General features: G+C 65.3%; 21 protein-coding genes and 2 tRNA genes. 10 read left to right on the top strand and 13 right to left on the bottom strand.

The window, feature by feature from the left end; genetic code table 11:
* The first annotated feature begins 101 nt into the window (after nucleotides 1-101).
* A complete protein-coding gene (locus ACYQPG_RS29520) occupies nucleotides 102-488 on the top strand; it encodes a hypothetical protein (RefSeq protein ID WP_461232386.1) in 387 nt (128 codons plus the stop codon).
* A gap of 702 nt (nucleotides 489-1190) precedes the next feature.
* Here the strand turns inward: ACYQPG_RS29520 and ACYQPG_RS29525 are convergent.
* The 11 genes from ACYQPG_RS29525 to ACYQPG_RS29575 all read right to left on the bottom strand — a co-directional run bounded on the left by ACYQPG_RS29525 (nucleotide 1191) and on the right by ACYQPG_RS29575 (nucleotide 9896).
* Nucleotides 1191-1391, bottom strand: coding sequence for a hypothetical protein (locus tag ACYQPG_RS29525; protein ID WP_461232387.1), 201 nt, complete (start codon nucleotides 1389-1391; stop codon nucleotides 1191-1193).
* Nucleotides 1392-1592: 201 nt separating this feature from the next.
* A complete protein-coding gene (locus ACYQPG_RS29530) occupies nucleotides 1593-1796 on the bottom strand; it encodes a hypothetical protein (protein ID WP_461232388.1) in 204 nt (67 codons plus the stop codon).
* Entirely contained in the window at nucleotides 1793-2095 is a 303-nt protein-coding gene (locus tag ACYQPG_RS29535) for a hypothetical protein (RefSeq protein WP_461232389.1), read from the bottom strand. Before ACYQPG_RS29535 ends, ACYQPG_RS29530 begins: the two co-directional genes overlap by 4 nt.
* On the bottom strand, nucleotides 2092-2412 hold the full coding sequence (locus ACYQPG_RS29540; RefSeq protein WP_461232390.1) for a hypothetical protein: 321 nt from the start codon (nucleotides 2410-2412) through the stop codon (nucleotides 2092-2094). Before ACYQPG_RS29540 ends, ACYQPG_RS29535 begins: the two co-directional genes overlap by 4 nt.
* 33 nt (nucleotides 2413-2445) lie before the next feature.
* Nucleotides 2446-2521 (bottom strand) — tRNA-Val (locus ACYQPG_RS29545).
* Between the two features lie 49 nt (nucleotides 2522-2570).
* Nucleotides 2571-3293 (bottom strand): aspartate/glutamate racemase family protein, encoded by a 723-nt coding sequence (locus ACYQPG_RS29550; protein WP_461232391.1) that lies wholly within the window; start codon nucleotides 3291-3293, stop codon nucleotides 2571-2573.
* 72 nt (nucleotides 3294-3365) lie between these two features.
* Nucleotides 3366-5792: an endopeptidase La gene (lon, locus tag ACYQPG_RS29555; RefSeq protein WP_147908828.1), complete on the bottom strand. Its 2427-nt coding sequence runs from the start codon at nucleotides 5790-5792 to the stop codon at nucleotides 3366-3368.
* A 248-nt stretch (nucleotides 5793-6040) separates the two neighbouring features.
* Nucleotides 6041-7312 (bottom strand): ATP-dependent Clp protease ATP-binding subunit ClpX, encoded by a 1272-nt coding sequence (gene clpX / locus ACYQPG_RS29560; protein ID WP_007567156.1) that lies wholly within the window; start codon nucleotides 7310-7312, stop codon nucleotides 6041-6043.
* A gap of 184 nt (nucleotides 7313-7496) precedes the next feature.
* Entirely contained in the window at nucleotides 7497-8123 is a 627-nt protein-coding gene (locus ACYQPG_RS29565) for an ATP-dependent Clp protease proteolytic subunit (protein ID WP_007567155.1), read from the bottom strand.
* Between the two features lie 125 nt (nucleotides 8124-8248).
* Nucleotides 8249-9670, bottom strand: a complete 1422-nt coding sequence (gene tig, locus ACYQPG_RS29570; protein ID WP_461232392.1) for a trigger factor — start codon at nucleotides 9668-9670, stop codon at nucleotides 8249-8251.
* 141 nt (nucleotides 9671-9811) lie between these two features.
* Nucleotides 9812-9896 (bottom strand) — tRNA-Leu (locus tag ACYQPG_RS29575).
* 160 nt (nucleotides 9897-10056) lie between these two features.
* Between ACYQPG_RS29575 and ACYQPG_RS29580 the strand changes: the two genes are divergently transcribed.
* Complete coding sequence (locus ACYQPG_RS29580; RefSeq protein ID WP_461232393.1) at nucleotides 10057-11550, top strand: multicopper oxidase family protein; 1494 nt, start codon at nucleotides 10057-10059, stop codon at nucleotides 11548-11550.
* Between the two features lie 15 nt (nucleotides 11551-11565).
* Here ACYQPG_RS29580 and ACYQPG_RS29585 read toward each other — a convergent pair whose 3' ends face one another.
* Nucleotides 11566-13068, bottom strand: a complete 1503-nt coding sequence (locus ACYQPG_RS29585) for an NAD(P)H-hydrate dehydratase (protein WP_461232527.1) — start codon at nucleotides 13066-13068, stop codon at nucleotides 11566-11568.
* Nucleotides 13069-13262: 194 nt separating this feature from the next.
* Here ACYQPG_RS29585 and ACYQPG_RS29590 point away from each other — a divergent pair, with 194 nt between their 5' ends.
* Both ACYQPG_RS29590 and ACYQPG_RS29595 read left to right on the top strand, forming a co-directional pair.
* Nucleotides 13263-13601, top strand: a complete 339-nt coding sequence (locus ACYQPG_RS29590) for a P-II family nitrogen regulator (RefSeq protein WP_003600526.1) — start codon at nucleotides 13263-13265, stop codon at nucleotides 13599-13601.
* Nucleotides 13602-13838: 237 nt separating this feature from the next.
* The gene (locus tag ACYQPG_RS29595) at nucleotides 13839-14015 is read left to right on the top strand and encodes a DUF2735 domain-containing protein (RefSeq protein ID WP_147941474.1); all 177 of its coding nucleotides are present in this window, start codon (nucleotides 13839-13841) and stop codon (nucleotides 14013-14015) included.
* Nucleotides 14016-14090: 75 nt separating this feature from the next.
* On the opposite strand, the gene ACYQPG_RS29600 is transcribed toward ACYQPG_RS29595, so the two are convergent.
* Nucleotides 14091-15125 carry a glutamine synthetase beta-grasp domain-containing protein gene (locus ACYQPG_RS29600; protein ID WP_147910537.1) on the bottom strand — a complete coding sequence of 345 codons (1035 nt, stop codon included), beginning with the start codon at nucleotides 15123-15125 and terminating at the stop codon, nucleotides 14091-14093.
* Nucleotides 15126-15466: 341 nt separating this feature from the next.
* Here ACYQPG_RS29600 and glnA point away from each other — a divergent pair, with 341 nt between their 5' ends.
* From glnA to ACYQPG_RS29630, 6 genes are all read left to right on the top strand, one after another.
* Entirely contained in the window at nucleotides 15467-16876 is a 1410-nt protein-coding gene (gene glnA, locus ACYQPG_RS29605; protein ID WP_419830838.1) for a type I glutamate--ammonia ligase, read from the top strand.
* 161 nt (nucleotides 16877-17037) lie between these two features.
* Nucleotides 17038-17355 carry a hypothetical protein gene (locus tag ACYQPG_RS29610; protein ID WP_461232394.1) on the top strand — a complete coding sequence of 106 codons (318 nt, stop codon included), beginning with the start codon at nucleotides 17038-17040 and terminating at the stop codon, nucleotides 17353-17355.
* Nucleotides 17355-17693 (top strand): RNase A-like domain-containing protein, encoded by a 339-nt coding sequence (locus tag ACYQPG_RS29615; protein ID WP_461232528.1) that lies wholly within the window; start codon nucleotides 17355-17357, stop codon nucleotides 17691-17693. The genes ACYQPG_RS29610 and ACYQPG_RS29615 overlap by 1 nt, the downstream gene beginning before the upstream one ends.
* 1 nt (nucleotide 17694) lies before the next feature.
* Nucleotides 17695-17970, top strand: a complete 276-nt coding sequence (locus ACYQPG_RS29620; protein ID WP_147941477.1) for a hypothetical protein — start codon at nucleotides 17695-17697, stop codon at nucleotides 17968-17970.
* Entirely contained in the window at nucleotides 17967-18380 is a 414-nt protein-coding gene (locus ACYQPG_RS29625) for a hypothetical protein (protein ID WP_461232395.1), read from the top strand. The genes ACYQPG_RS29620 and ACYQPG_RS29625 overlap by 4 nt, the downstream gene beginning before the upstream one ends.
* Nucleotides 18381-18572: 192 nt before the next feature.
* On the top strand, nucleotides 18573-18731 hold the full coding sequence (locus tag ACYQPG_RS29630) for a hypothetical protein (RefSeq protein WP_187193412.1): 159 nt from the start codon (nucleotides 18573-18575) through the stop codon (nucleotides 18729-18731).
* Nucleotides 18732-18749: the final 18 nt, after the last annotated feature.

Consider the following 18749-nt stretch of genomic DNA (forward strand, 5'->3'; position numbering starts at 1 on the left):
AGCCTGCCTACGGTTCCGGCCTTAGCTCCGAGGATGACCGTACCGGGCTGCTTCCACAAGCGCCCGGCCCACTTCGTTATGGGCTCCGCGGTACCGCCGGCATGTCAGCCAGCACCGCACCCACGGACCTCCCATCCGCCGTCGTCAACTGGCGCGACCCGCTCGAACGCATCTTCGAGCGCGCGTCGCCCTGCCGCTACCTCACGCCGACGCCATGGGCGACGATGCGGGAATCGGCCCTCGACTTCTGTGATCGGTTCGGCGCTGACGCACTCGCGCTCAGCTGGACGGCGCCGCAGCTGTTCGGCGTTCATCCGCAGCACGGCACGCTCCGGGTCGACTACTACGGGGCGCTGATGGTCGCCGGAAAGAAGGTGCACTCGATCGATGCGAAGCGGGTCGTGTTCGAGCGGACCGCGGGTTACCGGGACACCCCAGGCAAGCAGTGGGGCCCGCCGATCTGGGAGTTCGCGGCGAAGGGCGGTTAGGGTTTGAACTCGGTCAGCTTGACCATCCCAAGGGCTGCTTTCAGCCCTGAGCAGTCATTCCGGTTGCGACCCAACCCGGTCGGCGGGACCGGTATGGGCGCTTCCCATAAGCGGTCATTCGTTGGCCGTCCGGTGACTTCGGCCCGGGGTGGGAAGCAAGCATTCCGCGCACCTAAGGCCTGACCTCGAACTCTACCTTGACCAGTCCATCAGCAGAGAGACGGCGCAGGCGCAACGAGCCGCCGGCAGCGGCGGGAACGGCGAGGACGGTCATGGGACGGCTCCGCTCGAAGGAACGGAGCCGGGATCGTCCGCCCGGACCGGGCGGCCCTCAATCGGCGCTCGGCGTTCGAGTCAATCCACCGACGTCGACGCTGCCACCCATCCCGCGCGAGCGGGTTCGTTCAGCCACCCATTGCGGACCTCAAGTATGGATTCCAAGCGTCGGATGTCGACCACTAAGACTGCCGCGCCTCGTCAATCTCGACTTCTCTGACGATCTCGCGTCCTGCCTCGGTCAGGAACCAATACACCGCCCGCCCGGCCCGCCCGCTGTTCCGTCTAGTCACCAATCCCTGCCCCTCCAGCACCGGCATCACGCTTGGATAGGCGCCGCCCCTTAGCCCTTGTGGGTTCGCGGCGCAGGCTCGGAGAGCATCGAGGCGCCGCTTGGCGACCGCGGGGGTGACGGTCGACACAGCGTCAGCGACCTTCGACGAGCCAGAGCAGCAGCCCTGTGATCACCATCAGCGCGAACAGCGTCAGGCAAGCCAGGGCGTCACGGCGAGCTATAGGGCTGGCAACCAGCACGCGATCGAGCAGCCCAGCGGCGGTCGAGCCGGTGCCCATGCCCGACAGGAGGATGGCTGCGATCAGGATCCAGCCGGTGAGGGTCTGAGGCATGGCGACGGGCTACTGCACCAGTCCCGGGCCCTCTCTACGAGCCCAAGGCGCGTTGCAAGCGCCAGGAGCTCGCCAAGCGACACCCATTCGCCGCCGTCAATCTGCCAGCGCTCGAATTCCTCGTCTGGCAGAATGGTATGGCCCCGAGCTCGCAGCACCGCCACGGCTTCGAGGGTTGGGTCGTAATCCTCAGTCACGGGGCTATGCGGATGCCACGATCATTCGAGTCCGAGCCTCAATCATGCGCTCCTCGTCCGCATCTTCCGGCATGGCAGCTACGACCTTCCCCACGATCTGCCGCGTGGTCGCCTCGTCCAAGCCGAGCCCGCGGGCGAACCCATCAAGCCGGCGCATCATATGCTGGATCTGTGTGCGGCCAGGATCGGTATCCGTGGCGCTGCTCATGGCTCGTCCTGCCATTGTCGGGCTCGTTCAAGCGTTTCCGCATCCTCGCGCGTGGCCATCATCTCAAGGCTGCTCGCCAAGGCGTTGGCGGCCTCACCGTGCTGCTGTGCGCCCGCCGCCACGGTTCGGCAGAAGCGAGCAGCATGCCTCAGCCCCTCGGCATGCGCTGTGTCGAGCGCCGTCAGTATCGCGTTGAGGGCAATATCACGTTCGGCATCGTCGCCCCGCAGGTGCGGTAACAGGAACGCCCGGAGGCGGACCTTCCATTCGGTCCGGTCTTCCAGCGTATCGTCGCTCACGACTTCACCGGTTGTGCGAGCAGGATCGCAGATCTGACCGCAGCTCGTCTGCTGCTCGGTCTTGCTGTCGGTTCCTTCAGAGTGGCCGTCGCATGTCGGTCTGCCTTAACGGCCGCGGTGATGTCTAGGACCCAGCCGGAAGCCAGCTCGAACGTTCCGATCTTGGGATCGGCGAACACCGCGTCCAACGCAGCGTTCACCTGCGCGTTGGTGACCTCTCTCGATTTGATGAGGTCGGAGACAGTGGGGTTGGATAACATGATGCGGCGCGAAAACGCGGGCTTTTGGAGGATTTCCGGAGAATAGGCGACTGACACCCTTCGAAAATCCCACTAACTTATTGAAATATATGGTGGGCGGTGACGGGCTCGAACCGCCGACCCTCTCCGTGTAAAGGAGACGCTCTACCAACTGAGCTAACCGCCCGGCGGCCGACCGTTACGGCATGGGGTCGGTGCGGCGCAAGGGGCTGGCGTCACAGTGCCGCCAGCCGGCGTGCCAGGGCGGTCGTCAGGCCTATGCTGTCCATCGGCACGTGGCGCATCGCCGGAACGGCGGGCGCCGTCGCGGCGGCCAGGACTGCCCGGGTGCCGGCTTCGACGGAGCAGATCAGCGGGCACGGGACCTGCCACGCGAGGCGCCGCGCCAGCCCCGCGAGGCCGGCGCCCCCGAGGATCACCGTGTTCGCTCCGGCCGCTTGGCATTTGGCGCAGGCCTGCGACAGGATGCCGAGGGCGCGGTTTGGATCCTGGGCGATGTCGCCTCCGGTCGGCGCCACCGTGGTGATGGCCGCGAGCCGGTCCGACAGGCCGAGGGTGCCGACGAACTCCCGAAGCATCGGGTCCCAAGCCGTCCCGCCGGTGACGATGCCGAACGCCCCCGTGGCGGCGGCCTCGCGACAGGCCGCCTCCGCCATGCCGACGACCGGCACGGGTGATAATTCGCGCAGGGCGGACAAGCCCGGAACGCCGAAGCAGGCGGAATAGACCGCGTCACAGGAATCCCCGTGCTCGGCCAGGGCATCGAGGGCGGCGTGGCCCGCGATGGCCGCGGCTGCGCGGCTCGCGATGTAACGGGCCCCGAACCGACCCGTGACGGCCCGCAGGTCCGCGCGGTCGCCGATCTGGCGGCGCACGTGATCCGCCACGAGGTCGGTGACGGCCTGACTGGTATTGGGGTTGATCAGCAGAATGCGCATGCCGGGCCGGTCCCACGAAAAAGCCCCCGGAGCAGGCTCCGGGGGCTATCGCATCGGTTGAGTAATCGATCCTCAGTGGGCGATGAACGCCGCACCGTCCTCTTCCGTCCGGGCGGGCTTGGCCACGGGCAGCGGCTCCTCCCACTCGATGGCGACGGGGACCCGGACCAGCGCCCGCTCCAGCACCTGATCCATCCGGGAGACCGGGATGATCTCCAACCCGTTCTTCACGCTGTCGGGCACCTCAGCGATGTCCTTGGCGTTCTCTTCGGGAATCAGCACCGTCTTGATGCCGCCGCGCAGCGCCGCGAGCAGCTTCTCCTTCAAGCCGCCGATCGGCAGGACCCGACCGCGGAGCGTCACCTCGCCGGTCATCGCGATATCGCGACGAACCGCGATTCCGGTCAGCGTCGAGACGATGGCAGTGGCCATCGCGATGCCGGCGGACGGGCCGTCCTTCGGGGTCGCCCCCTCCGGCACGTGGACGTGGATGTCGCGACGCTCGAACAGCGGCGGCTCGATCCCGAAGTCGATCGCCCGCGAGCGCACGTAGGATGCGGCCGCCGAGATCGACTCCTTCATCACGTCCTTCAGGTTGCCCGTGACGGTCATCTTGCCCTTACCGGGCATCATGACGCCCTCGATCGTCAGCAACTCGCCGCCAACCTCGGTCCAGGCCAGACCCGTCACCACGCCGACCTGATCGTCCGCATCGATCTCGCCGTAGCGGAATTTCGGCGGACCGAGGAAGACCGGAAGGGTATCCGCGTTGACCACGACCGACTTGGTCTTGGTGATCAGGATCTCCTTCACCGCCTTGCGGATCAGGTTGGACAGCTCGCGCTCCAGGTTACGGACGCCGGCTTCCCGCGTATAGCGGCGAACCAGCATCATCAGGCTGTCGTCGTCGATCGACCACTCGTGCGTCCCGAGGCCGTGCTTCTTCAAAGCATTCGGGATCAGATGCTTGCGCGCGATCTCGACCTTCTCCTCCTCGGTGTACCCGGCGATGCGGATCACCTCCATGCGGTCCATGAGCGGACCGGGGATGTTGAGGGTGTTGGCCGTGGTCACGAACATCACGTTCGAGAGATCGTAGTCCACCTCCAGATAGTGGTCGTTGAAGGTGCTGTTCTGCTCTGGGTCCAGAACCTCGAGGAGCGCCGCCGACGGATCGCCGCGGAAATCCATGCCCATCTTGTCGATCTCATCGAGCAGAATGAGCGGGTTCGAGGTCTTGGCCTTGCGCATCGACTGCACGATCTTGCCGGGCATCGAACCGATATAGGTCCGGCGGTGGCCCCGGATCTCGGCCTCGTCCCGCACGCCGCCGAGCGACATGCGCACGAACTCGCGACCCGTCGCCTTCGCGATGGACTTGCCCAGCGAGGTCTTGCCGACGCCGGGGGGACCGACAAGGCACAGGATCGGGCCGGTGAGCTTGTTCGCCCGCTGCTGCACGGCGAGGTACTCGACGATCCGCTCCTTGACCTTGTCGAGGCCGAAATGATCCTCATCCAGCAGGGTTTGGGCGCCAAGCAGATCCTTCTTGATCTTCGAGCGCTTGCCCCACGGGATGCCCAGCATCCAGTCGAGATAGTTGCGCACCACGGTGGCCTCGGCCGACATCGGCGACATCTGCCGGAGCTTCTTCAGCTCGGCCGTCGCCTTGTCGCGCGCCTCCTTGGTGAACTTGGTCTTCTCGATCTTCTCTTCCAGCTCGGCCAGCTCGTCACGGCCGTCCTCAGAGTCGCCCAACTCCTTCTGGATCGCCTTCATCTGCTCGTTCAGGTAGTACTCGCGCTGGGTCTTCTCCATCTGCCGCTTGACGCGGGTCCGGATGCGCTTCTCTACCTGGAGCACGGAGATCTCGCTCTCCATCAGCGACAACACGCGCTCGAGGCGCTGCGCCACAGTCGGCGTCTCAAGGATGCCCTGCTTGTCGGAAATCTTAACGAGCAGATGCGAGCCGATCGTATCGGCGAGCTTGGAGGGCTCGTCGATCTGGGTCACGGCCGAGACGACCTCCGGAGAGATCTTCTTGTTGAGCTTGACGTAGTTCTCGAACTCCGAGAGCACCGAGCGCGCGAGCGCCTCGGCCTCGACGCGGTCGCCGAGCTCGTCGTGCAGGGCCTCGGCGGTGGCCTCGTAATACTCGTCCGAGCGGGTGAAGCCCGTGACCTTGGCACGGCCGATGCCCTCGACCAGCACCTTCACGGTCCCATCTGGGAGCTTCAGGAGCTGCAGTACGGAGGCGAGCGTGCCGATCTTGTAGATCGCGTCGGTTGCCGGATCGTCGTCACCCGCGTTGATCTGGGTGGCGAGCAGGATATGGCGATCAGTGCGCACGGCCTCTTCGAGGGCGCGGATGGATTTTTCGCGGCCGACGAAAAGAGGCACGATCATGTGCGGGAAGACGACGATGTCGCGCAAGGGGAGGACGGCGTAGGAACCCGTCGAGCCCGGGACAACCGGCTGGCGCGATTTCGACTGTGTCATGGGGACTTCCTCTCAGGGACGCCCGGCTTCGATCCCCTCGTTGATGAGGCGAACCATTGCCAGGGGCCGACCGGGCCGCGAGGGTCGGGATTGTCGTGGACTTTGCGGCTGGCGACGCGGACCGTTCCTCGAAGGAGCGAGCGGCCACCGCGATGAGCCTGAGGTGGCTGCGGGGTCCACCGTTTTCAAGATGTTCCCCGCGGCGCACCCGGCCGAAGCCGGGTGCTTAACGCAACCCCGCCAAGCGCTTACGCGCTGACGCTGGCGGGCGCTTCCTTGTTGCGGTCGCCGTGGATGTAGAGCGGGCGCGACTTGCCTTCCACGACCTCCGGACCGATCACCACCTGCTCCACCGATTCGAGACCGGGCAGGTCGTACATCGTGTCCAGCAGGATGGTCTCCAGGATCGACCGCAGGCCGCGAGCGCCTGTCTTGCGCTCGATCGCCTTGCGCGCGACCAGGGACAGCGCGTCGTCCTGGAACGTCAGGTCGACGTTCTCCATCTCAAACAGCCGCTGGTACTGCTTCACTAGAGCGTTCTTCGGCTCCTGAAGGATCTTCTTCAGCGCCGCCTCGTCGAGATCCTCGAGGGTCGCCAGAACCGGCAGACGGCCGACGAACTCGGGGATGAGGCCGAACTTCAACAGATCCTCAGGCTCCACCGAACGGAAGATCTCGCCGGTGCGACGGTCGTCGGGGGCCTGCACGCTCGCGCCGAAGCCGATCGAGGTGCCCTTGCCGCGTTGGGAGATGATCCGCTCCAGCCCCGCGAAGGCGCCGCCGCAGATGAACAGGATGTTGGTGGTGTCGACCTGCAGGAACTCCTGCTGCGGGTGCTTGCGGCCGCCCTGCGGCGGCACGGACGCGACCGTGCCTTCCATGATCTTCAGCAGCGCCTGCTGCACGCCCTCGCCCGACACGTCCCGGGTGATCGACGGGTTGTCCGACTTGCGCGAGATTTTGTCGATCTCGTCGATGTAGACGATGCCGCGCTGGGCCCGCTCGACGTTGTAGTCCGAGGCCTGGAGCAGCTTGAGGATGATGTTTTCCACATCCTCGCCGACATAGCCCGCCTCTGTCAGCGTCGTGGCGTCCGCCATGGTGAACGGCACGTCCAGGATGCGGGCGAGCGTCTGAGCGAGCAGCGTCTTGCCCGAGCCGGTCGGCCCGATCAGCATGATGTTGGACTTGGCCAACTCGACGTCGTTGTGCTTCGTCGCGTGCGCGAGCCGCTTGTAGTGGTTGTGCACCGCGACCGAGAGGACCTTCTTGGCGAAGTCCTGGCCGATGACGTAATCGTCGAGGACGCGCCGGATCTCCTTCGGGGTGGGCACCCCGTCGCGGCTCTTCACCAACGAGGATTTCGACTCCTCGCGGATGATGTCCATGCACAGCTCGACGCATTCGTCGCAGATGAACACGGTCGGGCCGGCGATCAGCTTGCGGACCTCGTGCTGGCTCTTGCCGCAGAACGAGCAATACAGCGTGCTCTTGGAGTCGTTGCCGCCAGTCTTGCTCATATCGGTCTCCGATTCGTCGCGTACGCAGCCGGCTAAGGGCGCACGCGCATCGCTTCAACGTAAGGGGGCCCGCTTAAAGAAACAGTATGCTGCGCGTCTTTGACCGATGGGCCCTGTCATCGGATGCAAACACGCTGCCGCGGCGGGATCAAGGCCACGCCGCGGCGGTCAGGCGACGCAACCGTCAGGCGGCGGCGGGCTCGGGACGCTTCTGGATGACCTCGTCGATGAGGCCGAACTCCTTGGCCGCATCCGCGGTCATGAAATTGTCGCGCTCCAGCGCGTTCTCAATGGCCGCATAGTCACGGCCGGTATGCTTCACGTAGATTTCGTTCAAGCGCCGCTTCAGCGCCTCGATCTCGCGGGCATGGATCAGGATGTCGGTGGCCTGCCCCTGGAAGCCGCCGGAGGGCTGGTGGACCATGATCCGGGCGTTCGGCAGGGCGAAGCGGTGACCCGGCTCGCCGGCGGTGAGCAGGAGGGAGCCCATCGAGGCGGCCTGGCCGACGCAGAGCGTCGTCACCGGGCAGCGGATGAACTGCATCGTGTCGTAGATCGACAATCCCGAGGTCACGACGCCGCCTGGGGAATTGATATAGAAGGAAATTTCCTTCTTGGGGTTCTCAGCCTCGAGAAACAGAAGCTGCGCCACGATGAGTGACGCACCGTAATCCTCCACGGGACCGGTGAGGAAGATGATGCGCTCGCGCAGGAGACGGGAGTAGATGTCGAAGGCGCGCTCACCGCGACTCGACTGCTCGACGACCATCGGCACGAGTGCGTTGTTGTAGACGTCGATCGGATCTCTCATCTCGTCCTGCCCAGAATGAGGCCCGGGGCTGCCGCGAATCAGGGCAGCCCGGGCATGTCAGCGAACACTGGCGATGCTTAACCATCGCCTAACCCTATGCCCGCCGTCCTGGGACAGTGCGGGGCTCAGTCGGCCTTTGCCTCGGCGTTGGACTCGTCCTTGGCCTCGGCGTTATCTGCCGGCTTCTCGCCGGTCGTGTCGTCGTCATCCTCATCGGCGAAAAGCGTCTCTTTCGAGACCGGCTCCTCGACGAGTTTGACCTGACCGAGGACGTGGTCAACCACCTTCTCCTCGAACAACGGCGCCCGAAGCTCGGCGAGCGCCTGCGGGTTCTTGCGGTAGAAGTCCCACACCTGCTGCTCCTGGCCCGGGAACTGCCGGACCCGAGCGATGAGGGCCTGGTTCACCTCTTCGTCGGAAACCTTGATATCGGCGCTCTCGCCGACCTGCGCAAGCACGAGTCCGAGCCGGACGCGACGCTCGGCGATCTTCCGGTAGTCGGCCTGGGCCTTCTCCTCGGTGGTGTCCTCGTCCTCGAAGCTCTTGCCGCGAGCTTTCAGGTCCTGCTCGACCTGGGCCCAGACGCTGGCGAATTCCTGCGCGACCAGGGAGGGCGGCAGCTCGAAGGCGTACTTGCCGTCCAGGGCGTCCAGGAGTTCCTTCTTCAGCTTGCGCCGCGAGGCCGCCTCGAAGTCGCCGCCGATCGCCTTGGCGATCGCCTCACGCAGCTTCTCGAGCGATTCCATGCCGAGCGACTTGGCGAACTCGTCGTCGATCTTGGCTTCGCCGGCCGCCTGAATCTTCGTGACGGTCACGTCGAACTCGGCATCCTTGCCGGCGAGCTGCTCGGCCCCGTAGGCCTCCGGGAAGGTCGCCTTCACGACCCGCTTGTCGCCGACCTCGGCGCCGACCAGCTGCTCCTCGAAGCCGGGGATGAACGAACCGGAGCCGAGCTCCAAGTCGATGCCCTCGCCCTTGCCGCCCTGGAACTCCTCGCCGTCGATGCGGCCGACGAAATCGATCGTCACGCGGTCGCCGTCCTGAGCCTCGGCGCCCTCTTCCCGCTCGCTGAACGGGCGGCTCTGGCCGGCCATGCGCTGCAGGGCCTCATCGACCTCGGACTCTTCCGGCTTGGCGACGAGCTTCTTAAGGCTGACATCGGACAGGTCGGCCAGCTCGAAGTTCGGCATCACCTCGAGGGCGACTTTGAAGGCCAGGTCGGCCTTGGCGTCGAGCGCCTTCTCGATCTCGGCCTGGTCGGTCGGGAACTCGACCTGCGGCTCCAGAGCGAGCTTGAGATCGTTGTCGGCCACGATCTTGCGGTTCGCCTCGTTGACCGCGTTCTGCACCACCTCGGCCATGACGGACCGGCCATAGACCTTGCGCAAATGCGCCACCGGGACCTTGCCGGGGCGGAAGCCCTTCAGCTGGACCTTGTCCTTCATGCCGGAGAGCTCGGTATTCAGGCGCTCCTCGAGTTCCTGGGCGGCCAGCAGCACCTGAAACTCGCGCTTCAGACCCTGGGCGTTGATCTCGGTCACCTGCATCGTCGTCGTCGCTCTTCAAAAGACCTTGTGGCCGCCGGCCGGGCCGGCGTCGTGTGGCTTGGTCGCGCGGTCCGGGATACGACGGTGTCGGATACGGGGATGAGGCGGCCCCGAACGGGACCGCGCCATCTGAAAGCGTCCTGGTGCGGGCGGAGGGGCTCGAACCCCCACGTCTTGCGACACTGGAACCTAAATCCAGCGCGTCTACCAGTTCCGCCACGCCCGCGCGCGCCGACACCCGGCGCGTCGCCGGCCGCCGGAAGCGCGCCCTATAGCATAGGCCGCACGGCTCGCAGCAAAAAACTTGACCTCCCGTGGCGGCGGTGGCGCGCGGGCGGGCACGCCGCTATCTAGCCGGGGCCATCGCGAGCCGCCGTCGAGATCCCATGACCTCATCCCGCCCCGTGCCGCCGACCGATCCGCGCACCGGTCAGCCGTCGCGCCGGACCCTGCTTGCCACGGCGGCCGCGTTCGGGCTGATGCCGGAGACGGGGCGGGCCCAGGCGCCCGGGACAGGCTCGGCGACACCCGTTCCGCCCCCGGCGGATGCCGCGGCCCAGCCCCCCGCCCTGCCGGCCGCCCCGGGCAAGACCCGTCTGCGGCCCGAGCCCGCGGCCGAGACACCGGTCTGGTGTTTCGACGGCAAGGCCCTGCCCCCGCTGGTCCGGGTCAAGATCGGTCAGCCGGTCCGGCTCAAGATCGAGAACCGCACCGACAAGCCGCTCTCGCTCCATTGGCACGGGGTGCGCAACGTCAACGCGATGGACGGCGTCGGCGGCGTGACCCAGGCGCCGATCCCGCCCGGCGGCAGCTTTCTTTACCAGTTCACGCCTCCCGACGCCGGCACCTTCCTGATCCGCCCCCTCGTGGTCGGCGGGGCGAGCGAGCCATCCGGCCGGGGTCTCGCCGGCATGCTGGTGGTCGAGGAGGCGACCCCGCCGCTGGTCGATGCCGACGTCGGCCTGGTGATGCAAGATTGGCGGCTGGAAGACGACGCCAGCGTGATGCCGTTCGGTCAGGTTCAGTTCGCAGCGGCGAACGGACGGCTCGGCAATCTCGTGACCGTCAACGGCAAGCCCGTTCCGGACACGTTCGAGGCGCGTCCGGGCGCGCGCGTCCGCCTGCGGCTCGGCAATGCCTGCAACGCTCGCGGAACCCGGCTCCGGTTCGAGGGCGTGAAGGTCTACGTGGCGGCGGTGGACGGGCAGCCGACCGACACGTTCGAGCCCCTGCGGGCGACCCTGCCGTTCCCTCCGGGCACCCGCTACGACCTGATGGTCGACCTGCCCGAGACCGAAGGCGCCGTGTGCTCGATCATCGCGCTGGTCGGACAGGGCCTGACCCTGGCCACCGTCACCACGAAGGGGACCCCGATCGCCGACAAGCGGCCGCCGATCGGCCCGATCGGCGAGAACAAGCGCCTGCCCGCGGAGATCAAGCTCCAGAACGCCCTGCGGCGGGACGTGGTGATCACCGGCGGCGCGATCGTCCCGAAGGCCGCCAAGGATGCCGGAAAGGACAAGCCGGCGCCGGAGCCGGTCTATACCGGCGATCCCCAGAAGATCTGGGCGGTGAACGGGGCCAGCGCCACAACGGGCCTCCAGCCGATCTTCACGGTGAAGCGCGGGCAGGTCGTGGTTCTGGCCCTGCGCAACGAGACCGGCTTCCCGCAGGCCCTGCACCTGCACGGCCATTGCTTCCGGCTTCTCCATCCCCTCGACGACGGCTGGGAGCCCTACTGGCTCGACACGTTCCAGCTTCTGGAAGGCCGGACCGCCCGCATCGGCTTCCTGGCCGACAATCCGGGGCGCTGGCTGATCAGCGCCACGGTGCTGGAGCGGTTCGACACCGGCCTGTGGACCCTGTTCGAGGTCACCTGAACGGCAGCCCGTTCCCTACGGGGCAGCGTCGAGGAGACCACTGAGGACAGCGGGCATCAGTTCGGGAATGTCCTCGGCGATCAGGCCCGGGCCGTGGCGCAGGCCGGCATCGCCGTGGAGCCAGACGGCGGCCGCGGCGGCCTCGAAGGGCGGCATGCCCTGCGCCAACAACCCGGCGATCAGGCCGCCGAGCACATCACCCGATCCGGCCGTGCCGAGATACGGGGTGCCGTGATCGTTGATCGTCGCCCGGCCGTCCGGGCTCGCGATCACGGTGTCGGATCCTTTCAGCACGACGACGGCACCGGTGAGTGCGGCGGCGGCGCGGGTGCGGGCGACCTTGTCGGCGCCCTCGGTGGTGGCGTCCGTGCCGCCGAACAGCCGCGCGAACTCGCCCTCATGGGGGGTGAGCACGGCGTGCGATTCCCCGTCCGCGATATGGGCGGCCATCAAAGGGGCCTGCCCCGAGAAGCTGGTCAACGCGTCGGCATCCAGGACCAGGCTGCGCATGGCGGCCGCCGCCACCGCAACCCGCTCGCGGGTCGGCTCGCCGATCCCAAGGCCCGGACCGGCCAGCACGACGTTGAGGCGCTCATCGGTGAGCAGGTCGTCGAGGTCGTCGGCGGTCTCGCAGGGACGCAGCATGATGGCGGTGAGCTGGGCGGCGTTCTCCGCCAGCGCAGCCGTGGGGGAGGCGAGCGTGACCAGGCCGGCCCCGACCCGCAGGGCGCCCCTGGCGGCGAGCCGGGCCGCACCGGTCTTGGTGGCGGGCCCGGACAGAACCAACGCGTGCCCGCGGGTGTATTTATGGCTCTCGCCGGTTAGGCGTGGGAACACCCGTACCCACAGATCCGGCCCGTTCCGGTAGAGCGCCGGCTCGGCCGCTGCGAGGCCGATCGCCAAGGCTGCTTCACCCGCCCCGATATCGGCCAGGTGCCGGTGCCCGCACAGGCCCCGCCCGGGCTGAAGCAGATGCCCCGGCTTGAACGCGACGAAGGTCACGGTCTCCACGGCGCGGATCGCGACGCCGCGTACGGCGCCGGTGTCGCCGTCCACGCCGCTCGGGACGTCCACGGCCAGCACCGGGCAGCCACCGGCATTCACGGCCTCGACCAGGGCACGGGCGGCACCGTCGAGGTCGCGCGACAGGCCGGCTCCGAACAGCGCGTCGATCACGAGGTCGCCGGAGGGCAGTGCGTCGGCCGTGGCTGGATGCACGGGGCCGGTCCAGGCCTCGGCCGCGAGGGCTGCATCACCTGTCAGGGCGGAGCGATCGCCGAGGACGCACAGTTCGATCCGGTAGCCGCGTTCCGCCAGCAGCCGCGCGGCGACGAACCCGTCGCCGCCATTGTTGCCGGGCCCGCACAGCACGACGGCCCGTCCGCCATCGGGCAACCGGGCCGCGGCGCGGGCGGCCACCACGGCACCAGCGGCCTCCATCAGTCGAAAGCCAGGAATACCGCAGTCGATGGCCGCCGCATCGACCCGGCGCATCGCCGCCACCGTCAGCACTCGCATGCTCATCCCCACGTCTGCCCGTGCACCGAACACCTCTGATTAAAAATGCGCCAGAAAATCATCGAAAGCCCGAAGGATGTGCGTAGCTTGCGCTCCGAATGGGCATTAACGTGATGCCCGTCGCGAAATCGGCGTGGCGGAGGCTTCCCGACGATGTTAGAAATATCCGGCAGCGCAGCGCAGGCCCGAGCGGCATGAAGAAGATCGAAGCGATCATCAAGCCTTTCAAGCTCGACGAGGTGAAGGAGGCGCTCCAGGAGGTCGGCCTCCAGGGCATCACCGTCATCGAGGCAAAGGGTTTTGGCCGTCAGAAGGGCCATACGGAGCTGTACCGCGGCGCCGAATACGTGGTCGACTTCCTGCCCAAGGTGAAGCTGGAGATCGTGCTGTCGGACGCCCTCGTCGAGGGCGCCGTGGAAGCGATCCGCAAGTCGGCCCAGACCGGGCGCATCGGCGACGGCAAGATCTTCGTCTCAACGATCGAAGAAGCGATCCGCATCCGCACCGGCGAGACTGGCACCGACGCGATCTGAAGGCTGATCCGCGCGGCGTCCAGCCCGCGGATCTTACGCCTTGATCACAGGAACGATCAGCATTCCCGCGCCGCGAACTTGTGCTTCCTGTCCCGCCACCATCCTGCCTAAGAATTCACGCTGCACGAATGTCCGGCATCGACGTGCCGGGGCATGGAGTGTTGGGCCGGCAACCCCACATCCTCGGGATCGCACGGCCGGATCGGCCGCTTCGATCCCACTCAGGAGGACCATGTGATGGCCGGAACCGACGGGCGCGAGACCGCCAAGATCTACGAATTGTCGGCGTTCCGGCGCGCCCGACCGGCGCCGCGGGCGGCCGAGAAGGCCAAACCTGCGCCGATGCCGAGCTTCGGCGGCGCCTGGTACCACGAGGCCGCGATCCGCGACGACGAGCGCCCGCGCCGGACCTGAAAACGGCGAAGCCGGGCGCGAGGGCCCGGCTCCGGGGATTGCTCGACGTCGAAAGCTCTTGGCTTTCGGTCCGCCTCAGGCTGCGACGGCGGCCTCGGTCGGCACCGAAGAGATCGTCTTCAGCACCTGCGAGGCGATCTGGTAGGGGTCGCCCTGCGAGTTCGGGCGGCGATCCTCCAAGTAGCCCTTGTAGCTGCTGTTCACGAAGGAGTGGGGCACGCGGATCGAGGCGCCGCGGTCGGCCACGCCGTACGAGAACTCGTGGATCGAGGCGGTCTCGTGCTTGCCGGTCAGCCGCATGTGGTTGTCCGGGCCATAGACGGCGATGTGATCCTCGCGGTTGGTCTTGAACGCCTCCATGAGCGCTTCGAAATAGGCCTTGCCACCGTGCTCGCGCATGAACGCGGTCGAGAAGTTGCAGTGCATGCCCGACCCGTTCCAGTCGGTGTCGCCGAGCGGCTTGCAATGGTACTCGACGTCGATGCCGTAGGACTCGCAGAGCCGCTGCAGCAGGTAGCGGGCCATCCACATCTCATCGGCGGCCTTCTTGGAGCCCTTGCCGAAGATCTGGAATTCCCACTGGCCCTTGGCCACCTCGGCGTTGATGCCCTCGTGGTTGATGCCCGCGTCGAGGCAGAGGTCGAGGTGCTCCTCGACGATCTTGCGGGCGACGTCGCCGACGTTCGAATAGCCGACACCGGTGTAGTAGGGGCCCTGCGGGGCCGGGAAGCCGCTGGCCGGGAAGCCGAGCGGGCGGCCGTCCTTGTACAGGAAGTACTCCTGCTCGAAGCCGAACCAGGCGCCGGCATCGTCCAGGATGGTCGCGCGCTTGTTCGACTCGTGCGGGGTCTTGCCGTCCGGCATCATCACTTCGCACAGGACCAGGACACCGTTCTTGCGGGCCGGGTCGGGGAAGTGGCGCACGGGCTTGAGCATGCAGTCGGAGCTGCCGCCCTCGGCCTGCTTCGTGGACGAGCCGTCGAAGCCCCACATCGGAAGTTGATCGAGGGTCGGGAAGCTGTCGAATTCCTTGATCTGCGTCTTACCGCGCAGGTTCGGGACCGGCGTATACCCGTCGAGCCATATATACTCGAGCTTATATTTCGTCATTCCGGTTCTCTCGTCCGTTGTCGATGCGCGACCCGGTCAACCCCCAGGCGACGCGAACGGCATGCCGCCATCTCGACGGCCGCTGCCGCCTTTGCATGGAGCATGCCAGGACTGTCTTCGACCGCCTTCGATGAGTGGTGATTGCGCGGATAGGCAATCACAGAATCGAGAGGCTCGCTCCGAGAAAGAGCCAAACGTCTCGTTCCATGGGCGATTTCGCCCGTCCGCGGGTGGCAACGCGCGCGCGCGACGGATATCAAGCGGCTCGGCCGGTGCGGCCCGACCCGACGACGGCCGCCCCGAGCGAGAATCCCCGACGCCTTTCCTGGAGGATGCCCACGATGACGACTGCGGCCGAGGTTCTGAAGACCATCCGGGACAACGACGTACGCTACGTGGACTTCCGGTTCACCGACCCGCGCGGCAAGTGGCAGCACGTCACGTTCGACGTCTCCTTGATCGACGATGAGATCTTCGCCGAAGGCACGATGTTCGACGGCTCGTCGATCGCGGGCTGGAAGGCGATCAACGAGTCCGACATGCTGCTGATGCCGGACCCGTCCACCGCCTGCCTCGACCCGTTCTTCTCGGCCTCGACCCTGTCGATCATCTGCGACGTGCTCGAGCCCGCCACAGGCGAGCCCTATTCCCGCGATCCCCGCGGCACCGCCAAGCGCGCCGAGGCCTACCTGCAGCAGACCGGGATCGGCGACACGATCAATGTCGGCCCCGAGGCCGAGTTCTTCGTGTTCGACGACGTGAAGTTCGCCGCCGACCCCTACCGCACCGGCTTCGAGCTCGACTCGACCGAACTGCCGACCAACGGCTTCACCGATTACGAGGGCGGCAACCTCGGACACCGGGTCCAGACCAAGGGCGGCTACTTCCCGGTCCCGCCGCAGGATTCGGCCCAGGACATGCGCGGCGAGATGCTGGCCGCGATGCAGTCCATGGGCGTGAAGGTCGAGAAGCACCACCACGAGGTGGCCAGCGCCCAGCACGAGCTCGGCATGAAGTTCGACGTGCTGACCAAGCTCGCCGACCACATGCAGATCTACAAGTACTGCATCCATAACGTCGCACAGAGCTACGGCAAGTCGGCGACCTTCATGCCCAAGCCAGTCTACGGCGACAACGGTTCGGGGATGCACGTTCACCAGTCGATCTGGAAGGACGGCAAGCCGGTCTTCGCCGGCGACAAGTATGCCGGACTTTCCCAGGAATGCCTGTGGTACATCGGCGGCATCATCCGGCACGCCAAGGCGCTCAACGCCTTCACAAACCCGTCGACCAACTCCTACAAGCGGCTGGTGCCAGGCTACGAGGCGCCGGTGCTGCTCGCCTACTCGGCGCGCAACCGCTCGGCCTCCTGCCGGATTCCGTGGACCAAGAGCCCGAACGCCAAGCGCGTCGAGGTCCGCTTCCCCGACCCGATGGCCAACCCCTACTTGGCCTTCTCGGCCCTGCTGATGGCCGGCCTCGACGGCATCCGCAACAAGATCGACCCGGGCCCGGCCATGGACAAGGACCTGTACGAGCTGCCGCCGAAGGAGCTGAAGAAGATCCCGACCGTGTGCGGTTCGCTCCGCGAGGCGCTCACCAGCCTCGACAAGGACCGCACCTTCCTCAAGGAGGGCGGCGTGTTCACGGACGATCAGATCGACTCGTTCATCGAGCTGAAGATGACCGAGGTGCTGCGCTACGAGATGACCCCGCACCCGATCGAGTTCGTGCAGTACTACTCGCTGTGATGTGAAGGGGCGGGCCGGGCGCGAAGCCCGGCCCCGGCTGTGAGAGGTGAGTTGGAAGCGCCCGTCGCCTACTCCAAAGCGGACTATCGAACAAAACAAGAACACGCTTGACATATAAGATTATTAGCCTATGGATGACCCGCTCGCAGGCGGGGTGATTCATGGTCACGAAAGAGATCGTCGTCACCCGGTTCCGGTGGCAACTGGCAGCTCTCAGTGTTGAGGTGAAGCTGCTTCGACTTGGCCTCATCCTTCGGGCCTACAATCCCGGCCAGCCGCGGGTCCCCGCTGGGCATCCGGACGGGGGACAGTGGACGAGTGACGACGGTTCAGTTCGGCCTGAGAACGACAACACAGCGCGCATATATAATGTCGGCGACAAAGATAAATACCAATATAATGTATTTTTAGAAGAAGAAGAGGAAAAATTTGGGGGCATACAATTGATTCACACGTCGGAAAGACCGACGAAGAGATGATGGAACGCGTGCGGAAGAGCCAATGGGGAAACCTGTTGGCCCATGGTGGACCGCAACGCGACGTCTCGTTTGACTCCCGAGAGTCAGCTAACGATCTCGTCAACCGAACGTTAGAAATCAACGCGCAGCGCGTTGATGAAGTGGCGTCTGGGGAGAAAGATCGCGCCTACTTTACAACGCGGTTCGGATATCGAACCGGCCGCGAGGCATACATTACCAAAGATGGCGTGATGTACATGATAAATACGTATGGCGTTGCCATATATATAGTCCGCGATCGGCGGTCATCGCGAGGTTATCACGTACAATCGGCATTTCCTTACAATGAAGGAGATTGAAATGTCTACACATCCCGAGTTTGACGAATTAACCGAACGCTTTTTTCAAGACGTCGATCGCATTTTCAGCACCGAGGCGGAATTATTGCAATTTGCCATAGAGCCGTTTTCGCAAGAGCGCCGCTTATCTTTGCGTGGCTATCTCTCTCTTATCGCCAGCGACGATTTCGACGACAAGGAATTATTAGGTATCTGGAACGACTCGAAAGCGCAGTGGTTGTTCCATTCCGCGCCTCCACTGAGATTGTTCTTGAATAAGATTCGTGACCGATTGTGATTACTAAGAGATCTGAAAATGATTATGTCGTTTTTCCAATTGTTGTACTTATGTCGCATAATACTGCTGAAGGAGATATTTTAAAACAAGCCCTCCGCCCTGAAATCATTATCCAATCGGCTTCACGTCCGTTGGTAAAATCGTCAGAATTTGACACATTCACACGTCAATTCCATCAAGATCTTATGGATGATTTTTCGACTGAAGACGCGATCATTCAATGGATCCTTTCCCCTTTCAAGGACGACACCGAACGAGGCCACCTGAAGGCCTATCTTGACACCCTCACGCAGGACGATGTCTCGGACGAGGAACTGCGAAAGCTGTGGTGGTCGTCGGAGGCAGACATCGTATTCTATGATGGCGCCGGACTCCGAGCCTTCCTCAAGAGAGTGCGAGACAGATTGTGACGCGAAAGCAGTCGTGAGCCGACAGAGCAAGCTGCGGAACCGGGCGCGGCGGGAATCGGGACGGATGCCCGCCACACCGGAATTCATCCACTTCGGTGAGCGGTTCAATTAGAGCATCGACGATCAGGACGCGTCGTCCGAGGAAGCCACCGCCGCGATTCTCGGCTGCTTCAAGGGCGAGGATCGAGCTGCTTGCACGATTTCAAAGGCGCGGTGCTGGAGAGCGACCTGACACCGAAGGAAGGGATAAAACTCTGGGCCACCGCCTGCATCGACTTGCACTTACGTGATCCGGAGGACCTTCGGCGCTTCCTTATCCAGGTTCATCTCGACCAGCGGAAGAGCTTGTGACACGCGGCAGTCTCGATC

Source organism: Methylobacterium sp. CM6246 (assembly GCF_054818005.1).

Bases quoted from the DNA above. Each gene is read 5' to 3' on its own strand.
- ACYQPG_RS29520 (WP_461232386.1), top strand. From the start codon at position 102: ATGTCAGCCAGCACCGCACCCACGGACCTCCCATCCGCCGTCGTCAAC.
- ACYQPG_RS29525 (WP_461232387.1), bottom strand. From the start codon at position 1,391: ATGCCTCAGACCCTCACCGGCTGGATCCTGATCGCAGCCATCCTCCTG.
- ACYQPG_RS29530 (WP_461232388.1), bottom strand. From the start codon at position 1,796: ATGAGCAGCGCCACGGATACCGATCCTGGCCGCACACAGATCCAGCAT.
- ACYQPG_RS29550 (WP_461232391.1), bottom strand. From the start codon at position 3,293: ATGCGCATTCTGCTGATCAACCCCAATACCAGTCAGGCCGTCACCGAC.
- lon (WP_147908828.1), bottom strand. From the start codon at position 5,792: ATGACACAGTCGAAATCGCGCCAGCCGGTTGTCCCGGGCTCGACGGGT.
- clpX (WP_007567156.1), bottom strand. From the start codon at position 7,312: ATGAGCAAGACTGGCGGCAACGACTCCAAGAGCACGCTGTATTGCTCG.
- ACYQPG_RS29565 (WP_007567155.1), bottom strand. From the start codon at position 8,123: ATGAGAGATCCGATCGACGTCTACAACAACGCACTCGTGCCGATGGTC.
- tig (WP_461232392.1), bottom strand. From the start codon at position 9,670: ATGCAGGTGACCGAGATCAACGCCCAGGGTCTGAAGCGCGAGTTTCAG.
- ACYQPG_RS29580 (WP_461232393.1), top strand. From the start codon at position 10,057: ATGACCTCATCCCGCCCCGTGCCGCCGACCGATCCGCGCACCGGTCAG.
- ACYQPG_RS29585 (WP_461232527.1), bottom strand. From the start codon at position 13,068: ATGCGAGTGCTGACGGTGGCGGCGATGCGCCGGGTCGATGCGGCGGCC.
- ACYQPG_RS29590 (WP_003600526.1), top strand. From the start codon at position 13,263: ATGAAGAAGATCGAAGCGATCATCAAGCCTTTCAAGCTCGACGAGGTG.
- ACYQPG_RS29595 (WP_147941474.1), top strand. From the start codon at position 13,839: ATGGCCGGAACCGACGGGCGCGAGACCGCCAAGATCTACGAATTGTCG.
- ACYQPG_RS29600 (WP_147910537.1), bottom strand. From the start codon at position 15,125: ATGACGAAATATAAGCTCGAGTATATATGGCTCGACGGGTATACGCCG.
- glnA (WP_419830838.1), top strand. From the start codon at position 15,467: ATGACGACTGCGGCCGAGGTTCTGAAGACCATCCGGGACAACGACGTA.
- ACYQPG_RS29610 (WP_461232394.1), top strand. From the start codon at position 17,038: ATGGTCACGAAAGAGATCGTCGTCACCCGGTTCCGGTGGCAACTGGCA.
- ACYQPG_RS29615 (WP_461232528.1), top strand. From the start codon at position 17,355: ATGGAACGCGTGCGGAAGAGCCAATGGGGAAACCTGTTGGCCCATGGT.
- ACYQPG_RS29620 (WP_147941477.1), top strand. From the start codon at position 17,695: ATGTCTACACATCCCGAGTTTGACGAATTAACCGAACGCTTTTTTCAA.